Below are 15,868 nucleotides of genomic sequence, written 5' to 3' on the forward strand. Positions count from 1 at the left end.
AATATGCTCATGGAATTTGCATCCGTTCGCCGCATCGTCACCGGTCATGACGCCGCCGGTCGCGCCATCATCCAGGACGATGGTCCGGTCCAGCGCGTCCAGCGTGTCGGTGGCGACATCGGCCCCATGTTCCACGAAGTCTGGAACACCCAGGCCACCCCCGCCCCGCTCGACGCTGCTTCGGGCGAACCGGCCGAAACCGGCATCATCCTGGCCCCGCCCAGGAACGGTACCCGCATCCGCGTGCTCGACATCCCGCCCGAAGGCGACGGCATCCGCACCATGTCGCCCGAAGAGGCCCGCGCCCATTTCGCCGAAGTCGGTGCGCATGACGCGTCCGCCCATCATGGCGAAGGATCGCGACACGCGCTGATGCACCGCACCGAAACGATCGACTATGGCATCGTCGTGGAAGGCGAACTGGTCCTGATTATGGACGAAGGCGAAACCACCGTGCGCGCAGGCGACATCGTCATCCAGCGCGGCACCAACCATGGCTGGTCCAACCGATCGGACCGCAACTGCCGGATCGTCTTCATCCTGATCGACGGCGCATTTGACGACGATCTGAAGCGCTAAGCCTTGGCCCGGCGCGCGGCGTAACCCGCGCGCCGGCATCCTACGATATTATTGGAAGGAAGCGGACCCATGCGTTTCGCAACGCGCGCCAACGGCACGGCCGACGGAGAATTGATACTCATTTCGCACGATGGCGCGCGCTGCCTCCCGCTGGGCGCGCGCTGGCCCAACCTGTTGCATGCGATCACCGATTGGGACGCGCTGCTGGATGACGCCGCCGCCCTCTCGACCACGCTGGAGGAAGGCGGCGGCGAAAGCCTCGATCACGCCACGCTCCTCGCCCCGCTGCCGCGCACCTGGCAATGGCTGGACGGGTCGGCCTTCGCCAATCACGGCGTCCTGATGGAGCGGGCATTCAACCACCCGCCCATCGAAACCGACCTCCCCCTCATGTATCAGGGCATGAGCCATCGCTTTCTGGCCCCGCGCGAAGATGTCGCCTTCCCCACCGAAGCGGACTGCATCGATTTCGAAGGGGAATTCGGCATCGTCACCGACGATGTGCCGATGGGCTGTTCGGCGGACGAGGCGATGGGCCATATTCGCCTCATCCTGCTCATCAACGACTGGTCGTTGCGCGCCGTGGCTCCGAAGGAAATGAAGACCGGCTTCGGTTGGATACAGGCCAAGCCTGCCTGCAGCGCCGCGCCCATCGCGATAACGCCGGACGAACTGGGCGACCGTTGGCGCGATGGCCGGGTCTGCCTGCCGCTTCGCGTCGAAATCAATGGCGACTGGTTCGGCCATCCTTCGGGCGAAGCTATGGAATATGGTTTCCACGAATTGATAGCCCATGCCGCCCGGACGCGGCACCTGTGCGCTGGAACGATCATCGGCTCGGGGACGGTTTCTGATGTCGATTTCAACAGGGTGGGGTCGACCTGCATTTCGGAGCGTCGGGCGATCGAAATGATCGCACAGGGCCAGCCCGTCACACCCTTTCTTCGTTTTGGCGACAGAGTAAGGATGTGCGCGGGGACAGACGAAAATATATTCGGCGAACTTCATCAGACGGTCGCGGCATATATCAACGTCGGCCTGTAATCCGATGTCGATACAGAATTGGAATTGGACCGCAGCGATCGGCGGGTGACCGGCGCCACCTCACCATTGTTCAGATCGGCCCTGGAAGAGGATTAGTCGTCGAGCGCACGAACGACATCGCCCCCCTTCATCACGAAGGCCATGGTTTCGAGCGCACGGATATCACGCAGCGGATCGGCTTTTACCGCGATTATGTCGGCCGCCTTGCCGGTGCTGATCGAACCGATCTCCTTGTCCAGGCCGACATGGGCGGCCGCCCATATGGTGGCGGCGCGGATCGCATCGATCGGCGGCAGGCCCGCCTGTACCATCAGCGCGAATTCGCGGCCATTGTCGCCATGGGCAGACACGCCGGAATCGGTGCCGAAAGCCATGTTCACGCCCGCTGCCCGCGCGCGGCGCACGGCATCGATCATCAGCGGACCGACGATGCGCGCTTTGGCGCGGACGGTGGCGGGCATCCAGTCGGCCGTTTCGGCCTGCCGCGTCACCGTGTCGCCGGCGAGCAGGGTCGGCACCAGATAGCTGCCCTTCGCCTTGAACAGCCGGATGGATTCGGCGTCGAGATAAGTGCCATGCTCGACCGAGTCCACGCCCGCGCGCAAGGCGGCATTAACGCCGTCCGTCCCGTGTGCATGAGCAGCGACCTTGCGGCCCAGCCGGTGCGCCGTCTCGACGATAGAGGCGAGTTCGGCGTCGCTCATCTGCTGACCGAGTCCCGCTGCCGTGTCAGACATGACGCCGCCGGTCGAGGCGGTCTTGATGACATCCGCGCCCTGCTGCACTGCCTGCCGCACCGCGCGGGCGCAATCGTCGGCGCCTGAACACAGGGTCGTCGGACGGAACAGGTCCAGTATCTCCTGCCGATAGCCATGGACGTCGCCATGGCCTCCATGCGCCGCGACAACGCCTGCGGCCAGAATGCGCGGGCCGACAACTTTCTTCTGCGCGATCGCATCGCGCAGGGCGTTGATCGCTTCGGGATCGGAACCGAGATCCGCAACGGTGGTGAAGCCTGCGCGGACAGTGCGCTTTGCATAGACGATGCCGTCGAATGCCTGCGCTGTGGTCGACTTCGTCACACCGTCCAGCCGGCTGTCAGGGCCGGACTGCGACGTCAGATGGACATGGCTGTCGATGAAGCCGGGCAGCACGAAGCTGTCGCGCAGGTCGATCACCTTGCCTTCACCAACGAAGCCGTCTCGGATTTCCAAGACCTTGCCGCCTTCCACCACGATCGTCTTGTTCGTGTCGACGCGGCCGCTGGCCGGATCGGCAAGCAGGCGACCGGCCTGAATATAGGTGCGAACGCCGGACGCCCCGCCCTGCGCCACTGCGGGGGACGCCAGCATACTGGTCGCCATCGCCATCAGGATTATCGTCTTCATCGCTTCAATCCTCCCCAATCGCCGTTTCAGCCGTTGCAGCCATGGCGCAATATGACGCCGGCCTTCGCGCCATTATGCTGGCCACCCTCCACCGTGACGACGCCATTGACCAGCACGGTATCGATGCCGGTCGGCAACGCCGTTGGCTTTTCCCAACTCGCCACATCGTCCAGTTTGTCGAGATCGAAAATGATGATGTCGGCGCGCATCCCGTCGCGGATCAGCCCGCGATCCGTGAGGCCCATGCGCTGCGCTGGCCAACCGGTCATCTTGCGCACCGCATCCTCGAGCGAAATCACCGGGCGGCGCTGGGAATATTCGGCGATGACCCGCGGAAAGGTGCCGTAGGCGCGCGGATGCGGCAGGCCGAGCGCATCCATCTGGCCCAGTTTCTCCGACGCAGCGGCATCGCTGCCGATGCTGACCCAGGGCTGGTGCAGCGCGGTTTCGATATCACCCTCGTTCATCATGAAATAGAGCGCGACGGAACGGTTCGGCAGGCCTTCCAGCAATATATCCCATGCCACGTCGGCCGGATCACGCTTCAACGCGGCGCCGATCTTCTCCAGGCTCTGGCCGTGATAGGGGGCGTATTTCTTACTGAAGCCATTGGCGAGGATGACGTTGCCAAAGCCACCCGACGCCTGGACCAGGTTCGACCAGCCGGGCATGGAGCCGGCAGCGACTTCCTTCTTCATCCGTTCGCGTAGCTTGGGATCACGCAGGCGCTCGATGCCCTTCTGCACGCCGTCGGCCCAGACCCAGCTGGGCGCGATGATCTCCAGCCCGGTGCCGCCAGCCGTGTAGGGATACAGGTCAGCGGCCACGTCGACGCCGCGCGCGCGCGCCGCATTTATCGCGGCGATGGCCTGTGGCATAAGCGCGCCCCAACCGGGGGCGAAGGCGGCCTTGAGGTGAAAAATTTCGACCTTCGCGCCCGATTTTTCGCCGATCTCGATCGCTTCATTGACCGCCTTGACCAGATCGGCGCTCTCATCGCGCATATGGGTGGCGTAGAAACCGCCGCACTGTGCCGACACCTTCGCCATCGAAATGAGGTCCGCCGTGGTGGCGAAGCTGCTGGGCGGGTAGATGAGAGCGCTGGTCACGCCGAACACGCCTGCCTCCATCGCGGTGCGCACTTCCTTGCGCATGATGTCCATCTGCGCGTCGGTCGGATTGCCGGCGCCATCGCCCATCGCCTTCACCCTGGCCTGGGTAGTGGAATAGTAAGAGCCGAAATTGACGGAAATGCCCTGCTTTTCCAACTGGGTGAAATAGGCCGGGATTTGCGACGCCTCGACCGGCGTCCCGCCCTCGCCCGCGATGACGGTGGTGACGCCCATCTTCAGCTTGTTCTCGGCCGCGCCATTTTTGATCAGGACACCGCCGGACTGGTCCATCATGTCGATGAAGCCGGGGGAGACATAGCGGCCTTTGGCGTCGATCTCCTTCGCGCCATGGCCGCCGACCTGCCCGATCCGCACCACGCGTCCATCCTTGACCGCGACATCGGCCCGGACCCAGGGATTGCCCGCCCCGTCCAGCACGCGACCGCCGCGGATCACGATGTCATAATCCGAAACCGAGGGGTCCGGAGAAGGCGCGTTCGCAACGAGCAGCAACGACATGGCGCTGCATAATAGGACATGCTTGATCATGGTTTTCCCCCTTGCTGAAGGCCCTGCCTGTGCGCCTCATCGGCGCGAACGGCGTCTACGACCCGATCGACCGCAGCGATCACCATATCGGGCCGGTCGATCTGGATATAATGGCCGGCATCCGGCACGATCAGTTGGTGTCCCCGGCTCGACATGGCGGTCATCTCGTTATGGAGCGCCTTCCATATCTGCTTCATTCGCGCGCCATCCTGCGACGTCAGATCCAGCCCTTTCAATTGCGCAGGCGTAAGAGGCGCCATAGCGGTCATCACGACGAGCGGCCGGTCGCCGAAACTGCGGACGCTGCGAGCCTGGTCCATGGTCCGGTTGAAACCTTCCAGTTCCGCCCGCGCGCCCCTGATCGAAACGCTGGTATAGGCTGCGATCTTCGCCCCCGCCTCGCGGGGCAGGTTCGGCACATCTTTGCCGGTGAGCAGGCGGACGACACCGGTCCATGACAAGCCGGTCGCGATGCGCATCACGCCCAGCATCCTGGTCGGATCGACATTGGCCTTTATGACCTGAGCGAAGCGCGCCACCTGATCGGGATGCGATGCATCGACCATGACCAACCCGGCCACCTGATCGCCATAGCGAGCGGTATAGACGCGCGCATAGGGGCCGCCGATCGAATGGCCCGCCAGGACCAGCGACCCGCGAATACCCACCGCCGCAAGGGTGGCGTGAAGATCCTCCGCGACGGCGGCGGCATTTTGCGGACCGGGCTTGGGATCGCTCCACATGATGCCGGCGCGGTCATAGGCACAGGTGCGGGTATGGCGGGCAAGCGCATCATGGACGCGCGCCCAGTCCACCGATCCACCCGAACCGAGACCGGATTCCAGGATCACGGTCGGAGAGCCGGTGCCACGGCAATCGATATGGATGCGGCGGCCGCCGATATCGACCAGCTTGCCCGGCGGTGGATAAAGCCGCGCGGCGCTGTACCGCCCCCAGGCTTCGTAGAGCGCGCCCGCGATGAGAAGGCAGAGCAGCAGCGCCACAAGGCCCAGCATGATCCGCAGCGTCCATCGCCGGGTGCGCGCCCATCCGCCAGGCCTGGGGGGGCTGGCGGTCATGACAGGCAGTTGTCGATCAACTGGTCGAAGGCTGCGCCGCGACGGATGGGATCGGCGACGGGCAAACCCAGTCGGCGGCTTTCTTCCGCCATCAGCGCAACAGCCTCGCCCTCATCGAGGTAAGCGGTGTTGAAGGCGATGCCGGCGCACCGGATGGCGGGATTGGTCCGTCCTCCGACCCGCAGGTTGAGATCGATCGCCTCTTCGACGCTCGGCAGCGCATAGCCCGGTGTGCCGAGCATTTCGGTGCGGCCGGGGTGATGACACACGATGATGCAATCAGGCTGGCTGCCATGGAGCAGGCCCATGGAGACGGCGGCATAGACGGGATGGAACAGCGATCCCTGCCCTTCGATCACATCCCAGTGATCAGGCGCGGAGTCGGGACTGAGCATTTCTGCGGCGCCGGCTTCGAAATCGGAAACCACCGCGTCCATCGGGATGCCCCCGCCCGCGATCATGATGCCGGTCTGGCCGGTTGCGCGAAAATCACTGTCGACGCCACGGTCCGCAAAGCCGCGGGCGACGGCCAAAGCCGTATATTTCTTGCCCAGTGCGCAGTCCGTACCGACCGTCAGCAGACGCTTGCCGCTGCGCTTGCGCCCGGTTCCGATCTTTATGTCGTGGGGCGGATGGCGCACGTCGATCAGTCGTCGGCCAAGACGCGCCGCGGTGTCCGCGAGGATGGGCGATTCCGCGAGCCGCATATGGAGGCCGCTGACGATATCCAGGCCCGCTTCGAGCGCTTCCACCAATGCCGGCAACCAATTGTCGGGCAACACCCCGCCGCTGTTGGCGACGCCGATCAACAGCGCGCGGGCACCCGCCTGATGCGCCTGCGCAGGGCTCATGGCCGGCAGGCCGGTCGTGACGGTCGCGCCCGGCAGCGCATATTCCGCCGTGCATTTTTCAGGCGCCCAGTCGCGCAGGCCAAAGGCAGTTTTGGCGAAGCCCGGCTCGACCGTATCGCCAAGGAAGAGCAGATAGGGCTGGGGCAGGGCAGTGGCCCCGGCGGCATCGGATATGGTCTGAAGAAACACCTGTCTCACCTGTCAGTGGATGCCGGCATGAGGCGCGCCCGCATCGCGACTCTGCATCATGGCCGGCATCGTTCATCTTTCACTACCATATTTTCTATTATGGGAATTTCAACCAATAAATTCTCTAATTAGAAATTCACGCTGAAGCCGATCAGGTGGAAGCCGATCGCGATCCACAACAAGATGGCCGCGTTGACGATCAGCACCAGACTCCAGCCTTTCGCAAATCGGCCGCCGCCACGCCGCCAGGTCAACCCGGCATTCCAGAGGGCCGCGCCGAACAATCCCGTCAGGACCAGCGGCGTCGCCACCTGCAGCGCGATCAACGCCCAATCCAGTTCACCGTTCATCGACGAAAAATCGCCAAGCAGGACGCTGCTGAACCAAAGCCAGCAGACCAGAAGCGCGATGGCGAGTCCGGCAAAGCCGCGCGTTGACCGATAGGCGCGCCATTGAGCGATAGTGAGCATTGGCTGAACCCCGTAACGCCGCCGCACCAGCGCGACGATCGGCCAGGACAAGGCCGTGAGGAACAGGGTGACAAGGCTGACCAGCAACGCCGGCGTCAGCCACGCCGACGACAGATACCAGGGTGCTGGCTCGAACAGCAGATAGGGCGACGAACTGTCCAGGCCGAAGCGCACGACCTTGCCATTTTCGACCTGCGCGGCGAGCCGAGTTTTGCTCATGCTATCGCGCCAGACGAAGGGAGCGATCTCGATCCAGGTGCGGGGCTGCCCGGCCAGTCCTGGCGCGGCCTTCACGAGCAGGCCGCCCTGCGCATCCAGCCCCACCTTGATCTGGCTGCTCAACTCCATCGCTTTAAGGAAACTGTTCTCCAGTCGACGCGTCTTATTGTAGGTGCCCACCATCATGCGCGCATGGGCTTTGGCGGTTGCGGCGTCGACGCGACCGTCCTTCTGATCGAACGGAAAATATCGGTCGGCGAAGGCGTCGAACAAGTAGTTGCGGATCGGCCCCGAAACCTTGTCCGTACCCGCCGCATTCATCGACATGTAAATGCCGACATTATCGTCCGGCAAAAGCCACAACTGGCTGTGGAAGGTCAATGTGTCCCCGGCATGAGAGAGCGCGCGGCGGCCGTTGATATTCTGTTCGTAAAAGCCGAGCGCCATCCCGTTGAGGGGCGGAATGGCTTTCAGGATCGTGTCGTGCATTTGCCGCGCCGTTTCCGGCCGCAGCAGCACGCCGCCATGATCCAGATGGGCGATCATGAAACGGCCCATGTCGACGCCGGATGCACTCATGCCGCCGGCCGGCCAGAAACTGTTCAGTTCCAGACGGGTAGGCTTGCCCGATCCGCGACCATAGCCGTTCGCCACCAGCGACTGTAGGTCGATGGGCAGACGCTGGCTGAGGCTGGAGCGCACCATGCCCGCCGGTGTGAAGATGTGCCGTTGCGCATAGGCATCGAACGGTTCGCCCGATACGCGCTGCACAATATAAGCCGCCAGCGTCGTGCCATAGTTGGAATAGGCCGGCGTCGTACCTGGCGGGAAGATGCGCATCGGGATCTGTCGCTTCAACGCGATGTCGAGCGGAGGTACATCTTTGATGTCATAGCTGTTGAGGCCGCGCTGGACTTCCTCGAAGCCACCACGATGGGTCATGAGGTTACGCATCGTGACGGGCTTGCCGAAACGGTCGGGGATCTTGAAATCCAGATAGGCGTTCACGTCCCTGTCGAGGTCGATCTTGCCCCGCTCCACCATCTGCATCACGGCGGTCCAGGTGATCAGTTTGGAGATCGATGCCTGACGGAACAGGGTCATGTCCGGATCGACGGGCCGACGCGTCGCGACATCGGCATAGCCGAAGCCGCGCTTGGTCAGTATCTTGCCGTCCTTGACCACCACGACGACCGCCCCGGCGGCATCGCCACGCTGCAACGCATAGGGCATATAGCCGTCCAGCCAGGCATCGACATCGGATTTGTCCAATATATGCGCGACGGGGCGCGACGACTGCGGCGTTACCCGTGATGCATGCACCGCGTCGGGCTGCGCCATCGCCTGTCCCGCCCATGCCAGCATCGCCATACCGATCCACCCGCATAGTCCGCGCATGATATCCCCTCTCGCCGCCCGCCTGCGCCGGATACGGCGCGATAATTTCCATTATGGAAAATTTTTCCAATCTGACAATATCAGTGCAATATTGTCAATAGGCCGGATATGACGGCTCGCCCGGCTCACACGTGCGGCGGGGGAAGTGACGACGGGGATGAAGGCTGGCGTGCGACCGACCGTCCTACGGCCTGTCGCTCCCGGTCGGGTGCAGATTCGACTTAAGTTCGCTATCCTTCGCCGAACAGATGCACAGCACGCGGCAGGGCTCTTCCCCTACCGCGACATAGGCATGTCCCATGGAGGCGTCGAAATAGATGGAATCCCCAACCTTCAACACAGAGGGCGCGTAGATGTCGCTGTGAAATTCGCACTGCCCCTGGATGACGAAGGCATATTCTTCGCCAGGATGTCGCATCAGGTTGCCGAATTCCTCAATCGACCGGGCCGCCACGTCCAGGATCATCGGATTCAAACGCTTGTTCAGCAGATCCGCCGACGGATAGGTGTAGGTATAGGCGGCAGTCTCGATCGTCGGCCCCGCCCCCGCCAGCGTAATGCTGCGACGACCCGATGGCACATGGGTTACCGGCGCCACGGATGTGGCGGCCGAGAAAAGCTGGGCGATATCGATACCCAGCCCGGCGCTGACCTTCACCAACTTCTCGTAGCTAAGCGACATCTTCCCGGTTTCCACCTTGGACAATGTCGAGACTGGAAGGCCGGTCTTGCGGCTCGCCTCTGCCAGCGTAAGACCATTGGCGATCCGGAATTCCCGCAGAAAAGCGCCAGGATTATTGTCGACACCAGGCTTGGGAATGCGTTTCATCCGTATCCGCTTAATTCCGATCCGACCCGAGATATGGGCGCGATTTTCTCGATTAGCATAAATTTTCCATCCTGTCTCGTAAGCGGTTATGGCGTCATGGATTGCAAAGGAAATGCCTGTTGATCGCTACAGCATGCTTGTCCTGTCAGGACTTATTTTTCGATGGCCGAATGGATCTCGCCCATGTTCGCCGCGTTCGGTGTACGATGGTCCCGCCATCGAAGATTAGCATGCCTGGCAGGAAGTAACGCAGCGCTGTGACAAGCGCTGCGCGCATTGCACATTGCGGCGCGACGATGCTATTACGGGTGCAGTTTTTCCGAATAGGACATGAAAGTCCATTCGTGCAGGGTGAGATACAGGAGCGATTTGAATGGCAGGCGGTCGACGGACCCTGGGCGCGGTGATTACGGATCTGCGTACCCGCAATGGCTGGACTTTGAAGGAAATGAGCCAGCGGTCCGGTATCCCCGTATCCACCCTGTCCAAGGTGGAGCATGACCGGCTGTCGCTGACCTATGACAAGCTGCTGCAATTGAGCGAGCGGCTGAACATCAGCATCGCCGATCTGTTCGTGGAGGCGGACGCGACCCTGCCGGCCGCCATCATGGGTCGCCGAAGCGTCGGGACGCTCGACAATGCGGTGCGCGTCGATACGTCCAACTACGAATATTATTATCTCTGCACCGAATTGCGGCAGAAGCGGATGGTGCCGGTCGTCACGCGCATCCATGCCCAGACGATCGAGGAGTTCGGCCAACTTGTCCGTCATTCGGGTGAGGAATTCATTTATGTGGTGGAGGGCGCGATCATCGTCCACACGGAATTTTACGACCCGATCGAGCTAAAAGCCGGCGAATCCATCTATATCGATTCCGGCATGGGTCATGCCTATGTGTGTGCGCCGGGCTATAAGGAGACACTGACCATCGGCGTGATGTCGAGCGCGGAAGAAGATCTGTCGAACCTGATGCATGACGCGCATCATCATGTGACCAAGGGTGAGGTCAAGAAGCGCGCGCCGCGCAAAGGCTGATGCCGGCGATCACGGCTGGACAGGCGTAAAGAGCAAATCCTGATAGTCATAGCTGAAGTCGGCAATGGGCGAGGCCGGTTTCATCGTCACCCGCTCCACCTTGCCATCCGCATCCAGCCCGAAGCTGACATAGGCCGGCTCAATCGTCTTGTCGTCGAAGCGGGTCAGGAAGCTGTCATACTGGAAATGGGTGAGTCGCCCGCCCATACGCGGTGTGGAGCGGAAGTCGATGGTCAGCCCTTGCTTGTCCTGCCCGACGATGATGTCGCCATACCAGGCGTCGCGATACGTGCCTGCATAGCGGGCGAGCGGCAATGAGGGGCCGGATTGGGCCGGTGCGGCGCCCTTGGCCTTGAACGCGGCGAGGCCGTCGGCGACTTTCCTGGCCTTGAAGGCACGGAATTTCGCAGGCCAGTCCTGCGATGGATAGCCGAGATAATGGTCGAGCAGTTCATACACCAGCCCCTGGACGAGTTCGCCATCCTCGCTGTTGATCTCGACCGCAAATCCGACATCCTGTTCAGGCATGAGCACGACCATGGTCTGGAAACCGAAGACCGCGCCGCCATGCTGGAGAATCTTCGCACCGCGATAATCCTGCACCATCCAGCCCAGCGCATAGCTGTAGAATTTAGGCTGGGTCAGCGCCAGTTCGGGCGGCTTGGGCGCGATCGGCATCAACGTGGTCGGCCGCCACATCTCCTGCGCCTGGGCAGGGCTGTAAAGCTGGCCACCATCCGGCAGCTTGCCCTGGGCCAGTTGCAGCGCCAGCCATTTCCCCATGTCCACCGGACTGACCGCCAGCCCGCCCGCCGGCGCGGCGTTGCGGGCGAGGCCGTCGCGCTCGTCCAGCACTTCCTGATCGCCCGCGCCGCGCAGCCCGCTGTTCATGCGGGCATGGGGCTGGGCGCGATCGGGGCTGGCGAAACGGTCGGGATCGTCGCTGACCGAATCCGTCATGGCCGCAGCCTTGAAGACATGGTCCTTGACATAGGCTTCCCATGTCTTGCCCGTAACCGTCTCGATCAGCCGGCCTGCGACCATATAGAGGATATTGTCATAGGCATAACCGCTGCGGAAACTGGTAGCCGGCTTGATATAGCGCAGTCGTCGCACGGCCTCTGCGCGCGACAGGTTGCTGCGCGGCACGAACAGCAGGTCGCCCGCACCCAGTCCCAGGCCGGAGCGGTGGACCAGCAGGTCGCGGATCGTCATTTCGCGCGTGACCCAGCTATCCCACATCTGAAAGCCGGGCAGATGGTCGATCACCTTGTCGTCCCAGCCGATCCGGCCCTGATCCACCAGGGTCGCCAGAGCCGCCGCCGTCACAGCCTTGCCAGTCGATCCGGTCGCAAAGAGCGTGTGCGGCGTCACCGCATCGGACGATCCCAGCCGTTTGACGCCATAGCCCTTGGCCAGGACCGTCTTTCCCTTCTCCACGATGGCGATGCCCAGGCCGGGAACGCCGGTCGCCTGACGCAGCGCCTCGACGCGGGCGTCGAAATCGGCCGGCGGAGCGGCATGGGCTGACGTGGATGCAAGGGCGAAGGCGATCAACAGGCGCTTCATGCGACTTCCTCTTGAGCAACGAACGGCGGGACGGCGCGCCGCCGGCGCGCCAGTCGGACAAGGCCGATGGTCAGTAGCGGCAGGACGTAGACGGTAAGGAAGATATAGGCGAGGGCGCGGTAGCCGGTAGCGATGAGCGCCACCAGGCCGACCCGGTCGGCCACCAACATGCAGCCGGTCAGGATGACGAGCGCGATGCCCAGCCGCGCCGGACTGCCCAGGACTGCGCCGCGCCGAATATGCCAGGCCTTGGCGATGCGTTCATTGACGGCATGGACCGCGCCGGTGCCGCTTTCCAGCAGTGCGGCGAAGATCATCAACTGGAAGAGCAGGTGGAAGGTCGGGCTGCCGAGCTGGCCCAGCAGGAAATCGGACGGCAGCACTTCCTGTGCGATACCGGGGTAGAAGGCGATCATGCAAATGAAGAAGGCGATCGCCGGCGCCATGGCGAGCGGCCCGGCGATCAGGCCGGCCACCACCGCGTCGCGATCTGAGCGCATGTGTCGGAGTACCGGCAGGATCACGACCGCGCCGATGATATTATAGCCGGCATAGGTGAGTCCACCCAGAGCCCAGCCATCTGCCGGGGCCGGCACCGCAAAGCCTGCTCCGATCCGGTCGCCGAAGCCGGACAGTGCCAGGATCAGGAACAGCGCATAGACGCCGTAGAGCAGGAAGGAGACCCATTTGAACAACTGCTCTACCGAGGCGTTGCCGAAGGTCGCGAACAGGCCGATGCCCGCCATCAAGGCCAACGTGCCGACGATCGGCGCGGCGCCGAACGCCACCTCTGCAATCGCCCCGGCGGCCGCGCCGAAGACCGCCAGAATCAGGATGATGAAGAGCAGATAGCCAATCTCGAAGATGAACCAGGCCCGGCCCAGCAGAGCCTCGAAAAAGCTCCGATAGTCGCGCGCGCCGACCATACGGGCGAAGAGGAAGGTCACGGCGGCGACGATGCTCCAGATCAGCATCGCCAGAATCATCCCGGCCAGCCCGCCCCAGGGGCCGCTTGGCAGGAAGAATTCCGCCAGTTCCCGCCCGGTCGCATAGCCGCCACCGATAATGACCGCCTTCAGCGCGAAGCCGGGCAGGAGGAAGCGCTGGAACCAGCTTGCGCCCCGTGCCCCCTGCGCCTGCGCTTCTCCCGCGCCGCTCATGCGAGGCAGGCATCCAGCAGCCGCTCGAAGGCCGCACCGCGCCGGATCGGGTCTGCGACCGGATAGCCAAGCTCGGTCGATAGCCGATCGATTTCGGCTGCAGCGCCGACGGCATCGAGCGACGAGGTATTGAGGCTGATCCCCGCGCAACGGATCGCCGGATTGGTAAGTCGGCCCATGACGACGGTCTGCTCGATCACTTGAGGAATGGAGGGCAGGCTATATCCGCTGACACCCAATATTCCGGTGCGGCCGACCTCATGACAGACAATGAAGACGTCCGGCTGGCTACCATGCAGCAAGCCCAGAGATACGGTAGCATAGGCGGGGTGGAACAAAGACCCCTGACCTTCGATCACGTCCCAATGTTCCTGTGGTGCATCGGGACTCAGTATCTCGGCTGCGCCGGCAAGGAAATCCGAAACCACCGAATCCATCGGCATGCCCGATCCCGCAATCATGATGCCGGTCTGGCCGCTGGCGCGAAAATCGGCATTGACGCCGCGCGCCTTGAAGCCATCGGCGATGGCAAGGGCCGTATATTTCTTGCCCAGCGCGCAGTCGGTGCCGACCGTCAGCAGCCGCTTGCCGCTACGCTTGCGCCCGGTCGCGATCGGAATACCGGACGGAGGCGTGCGCACGTCGATCAATTGCCGTCCAGCCTTTGCGGCCGCATCGGCAAGGCGCGGGAAGCTGGCGAGTTTGGCGTGCATACCGCTGACCAGATCGAAACCGGCGTCCAGCGCTTCGACCAGTGCGTCCATCCATTGATCGGGGATGACCCCACCCACATTGGCCACGCCGATCACCAGCGCGCGAGCGCCCTTGCTCCTCGCTTCGGCCGGCGTCAGCGGCGGCAGGCCGGCAGTCACGGTGCAGCCTGGCAGACCATATTCCCCTAAGCACAGATTGGGCGCCCAGTCCGCCAGACCCAGCGCGGTCTTCGCGAAACCACGTTCAGTCGCATCGCCTAAGAACAGCAGATAGGGGCGGGGCAGAACCAGCGTTCCCATATCAAACCCGCCTTGCCGCATCGTCATATCAAATATCCAACTTTTGCTATTCAGGACATTATGATCCTGATTGGAGAATAATCAACTTATTTATCGGTCCAGTTGCGGTCGATGCGACGAATGGCCGGATCGAGCAGCCGGAGCAGAATGGCGGCCAGGCAAGCGAGGGCGGCCAGCAGGACGAAATAGCTGCCATGGGCCATATGGCTCCACAGCGTGCCGACCAGCCCGGCGCTCAGGCTGCCGGCAAAGATGGTGAGATACCAGGCCGCTACCGTGGTCGCGCCGAGGCGCGGCGGTGCGAGGCGCGCGAACAGACCCAGACCCGATGGCAGGATGAACAGTTCGCCTACGGTGAAGATGAGGAAGAAGAGCGCCAGCCACAACCAGGCCGCCTGTCTTTCCCCTGCCTGCCAGGCGACGAGCGCCAGCAGAACATAAGCGAGCCCGACCAGAAGAGCGCCCTGCGCCATGCGGCGCGCTGGCGCGCCATCTCGCCCCGCCGCCGCCTGCCGCCGCCACAGCGCCAGCAACGGCGGCGTCAGGAGCATGACCAGCAGGGGATTGAGCGACTGGAACCAGGTCATGGGGATGGCGACATCGCCAACGCTACGGTCCACCCCATTGCCGGCCCAAAGCGCCACGGTGTTGCCCACCTGCTCATAAGCGCCACGAAAGATGGTGACGCACAGGCCCACCGCCGCCAGCACCAACCAGAGTTGACGATTATTCCCGGCTGATACGGTCATGCCATCCTGCACCACAATCGGCGCAACCTGCTCGGACGGCAGATGCTTCTGCCCCAGCAGATAGATGGCAAGACCCGCGAACATGCCGATCCCGGCCGCGCCGAAGCCATAATGCCAGCCGTAAATTTCGCCCAGCGTCCCGCAGATCAGAGGCGCCAGGAAACCGCCGATATTGATGCCGACATAATAGACATTATAGGCCCAGCCGCGCCGCGGATCGCCCGGCGCATAAAGATCGTTGATCTGGCTCGGCAGGCTGGGCAGGAACAGTCCGTTGCCCAGCGCGATGGTGGCAAGCGCGAGGTAGAAGAGCGGTTCGAACGCCATCATGAAATGACCCGCCGCCATGACGGATGCGCCGATCGTGACCGCGCGACGCTTGCCCAGCCAGCGATCCGCAACCACCCCGCCGACGATCGGCGTGAAATAGGCGCATGCGGTATAAGCGCCATAGACAAAGGACGCCTGCCCCTGCCCCAGCATCAGTTGCCGGGTCATATAATAGACCAGCAACGCCCGCATGCCGAAATAGGAAAACTGTTCCCACATGTTCGTCAGGAACAGGATGGTGAGCCCTGGCGGCTGGCCGAACCAGCTGCGCTCCGCCTGCGCACCCGTCACTGGTCGAAAATCC

Annotated in this window: 13 protein-coding genes; 3 read left to right on the forward strand and 10 right to left on the reverse strand. The window is 63.1% G+C overall.

Features of this window, described 5'->3' with window-relative positions:
• Positions 1 to 9: 9 nt before the first annotated feature.
• Positions 10 to 579, forward strand: a complete 570-nt coding sequence (locus tag ABT375_RS20120; RefSeq protein ID WP_261937318.1) for a cupin domain-containing protein — start codon at positions 10 to 12, stop codon at positions 577 to 579.
• A 69-nt stretch (positions 580 to 648) separates the two neighbouring features.
• Complete coding sequence (locus tag ABT375_RS20125; RefSeq protein ID WP_416465795.1) at positions 649 to 1,623, forward strand: fumarylacetoacetate hydrolase family protein; 975 nt, start codon at positions 649 to 651, stop codon at positions 1,621 to 1,623.
• Positions 1,624 to 1,715: 92 nt separating this feature from the next.
• Here ABT375_RS20125 and ABT375_RS20130 read toward each other — a convergent pair whose 3' ends face one another.
• From ABT375_RS20130 to ABT375_RS20155, 6 genes are all read right to left on the reverse strand, one after another.
• Positions 1,716 to 3,011, reverse strand: coding sequence for an amidohydrolase family protein (locus tag ABT375_RS20130; protein ID WP_416465797.1), 1,296 nt, complete (start codon positions 3,009 to 3,011; stop codon positions 1,716 to 1,718).
• A gap of 26 nt (positions 3,012 to 3,037) precedes the next feature.
• The gene (locus ABT375_RS20135) at positions 3,038 to 4,672 is read right to left on the reverse strand and encodes an N-acyl-D-amino-acid deacylase family protein (RefSeq protein WP_416465799.1); all 1,635 of its coding nucleotides are present in this window, start codon (positions 4,670 to 4,672) and stop codon (positions 3,038 to 3,040) included.
• Positions 4,669 to 5,751, reverse strand: coding sequence for an alpha/beta fold hydrolase (locus ABT375_RS20140; RefSeq protein ID WP_416465801.1), 1,083 nt, complete (start codon positions 5,749 to 5,751; stop codon positions 4,669 to 4,671). The genes ABT375_RS20135 and ABT375_RS20140 overlap by 4 nt, the downstream gene beginning before the upstream one ends.
• Positions 5,748 to 6,791, reverse strand: a complete 1,044-nt coding sequence (locus ABT375_RS20145; protein ID WP_261937323.1) for a DUF1611 domain-containing protein — start codon at positions 6,789 to 6,791, stop codon at positions 5,748 to 5,750. Before ABT375_RS20145 ends, ABT375_RS20140 begins: the two co-directional genes overlap by 4 nt.
• A 128-nt stretch (positions 6,792 to 6,919) precedes the next feature.
• On the reverse strand, positions 6,920 to 8,878 hold the full coding sequence (locus ABT375_RS20150; protein WP_416465803.1) for a serine hydrolase domain-containing protein: 1,959 nt from the start codon (positions 8,876 to 8,878) through the stop codon (positions 6,920 to 6,922).
• Between the two features lie 184 nt (positions 8,879 to 9,062).
• Positions 9,063 to 9,707, reverse strand: a complete 645-nt coding sequence (locus ABT375_RS20155) for a helix-turn-helix domain-containing protein (RefSeq protein ID WP_416465804.1) — start codon at positions 9,705 to 9,707, stop codon at positions 9,063 to 9,065.
• A gap of 373 nt (positions 9,708 to 10,080) precedes the next feature.
• On the opposite strand from ABT375_RS20155, the gene ABT375_RS20160 reads away from it, so the two are divergent.
• A complete protein-coding gene (locus tag ABT375_RS20160; RefSeq protein ID WP_261937327.1) occupies positions 10,081 to 10,743 on the forward strand; it encodes a helix-turn-helix domain-containing protein in 663 nt (220 codons plus the stop codon).
• Positions 10,744 to 10,752: 9 nt separating this feature from the next.
• On the opposite strand, the gene ABT375_RS20165 is transcribed toward ABT375_RS20160, so the two are convergent.
• The 4 genes from ABT375_RS20165 to ABT375_RS20180 all read right to left on the reverse strand — a co-directional run bounded on the left by ABT375_RS20165 (position 10,753) and on the right by ABT375_RS20180 (position 15,855).
• Positions 10,753 to 12,312 (reverse strand): serine hydrolase, encoded by a 1,560-nt coding sequence (locus ABT375_RS20165; protein ID WP_224546896.1) that lies wholly within the window; start codon positions 12,310 to 12,312, stop codon positions 10,753 to 10,755.
• The gene (locus ABT375_RS20170; protein WP_224546898.1) at positions 12,309 to 13,472 is read right to left on the reverse strand and encodes a hypothetical protein; all 1,164 of its coding nucleotides are present in this window, start codon (positions 13,470 to 13,472) and stop codon (positions 12,309 to 12,311) included. Before ABT375_RS20170 ends, ABT375_RS20165 begins: the two co-directional genes overlap by 4 nt.
• The gene (locus tag ABT375_RS20175; RefSeq protein ID WP_416465807.1) at positions 13,469 to 14,485 is read right to left on the reverse strand and encodes a DUF1611 domain-containing protein; all 1,017 of its coding nucleotides are present in this window, start codon (positions 14,483 to 14,485) and stop codon (positions 13,469 to 13,471) included. The genes ABT375_RS20170 and ABT375_RS20175 overlap by 4 nt, the downstream gene beginning before the upstream one ends.
• An 86-nt stretch (positions 14,486 to 14,571) precedes the next feature.
• On the reverse strand, positions 14,572 to 15,855 hold the full coding sequence (locus tag ABT375_RS20180) for a peptide MFS transporter (RefSeq protein ID WP_416465808.1): 1,284 nt from the start codon (positions 15,853 to 15,855) through the stop codon (positions 14,572 to 14,574).
• Positions 15,856 to 15,868 lie beyond the last annotated feature (13 nt).

Origin of the sequence: Sphingomonas sp. VDB2 (assembly GCF_047946695.1) — a bacterium.
GTDB lineage: Bacteria > Pseudomonadota > Alphaproteobacteria > Sphingomonadales > Sphingomonadaceae > Sphingobium > Sphingobium bisphenolicum.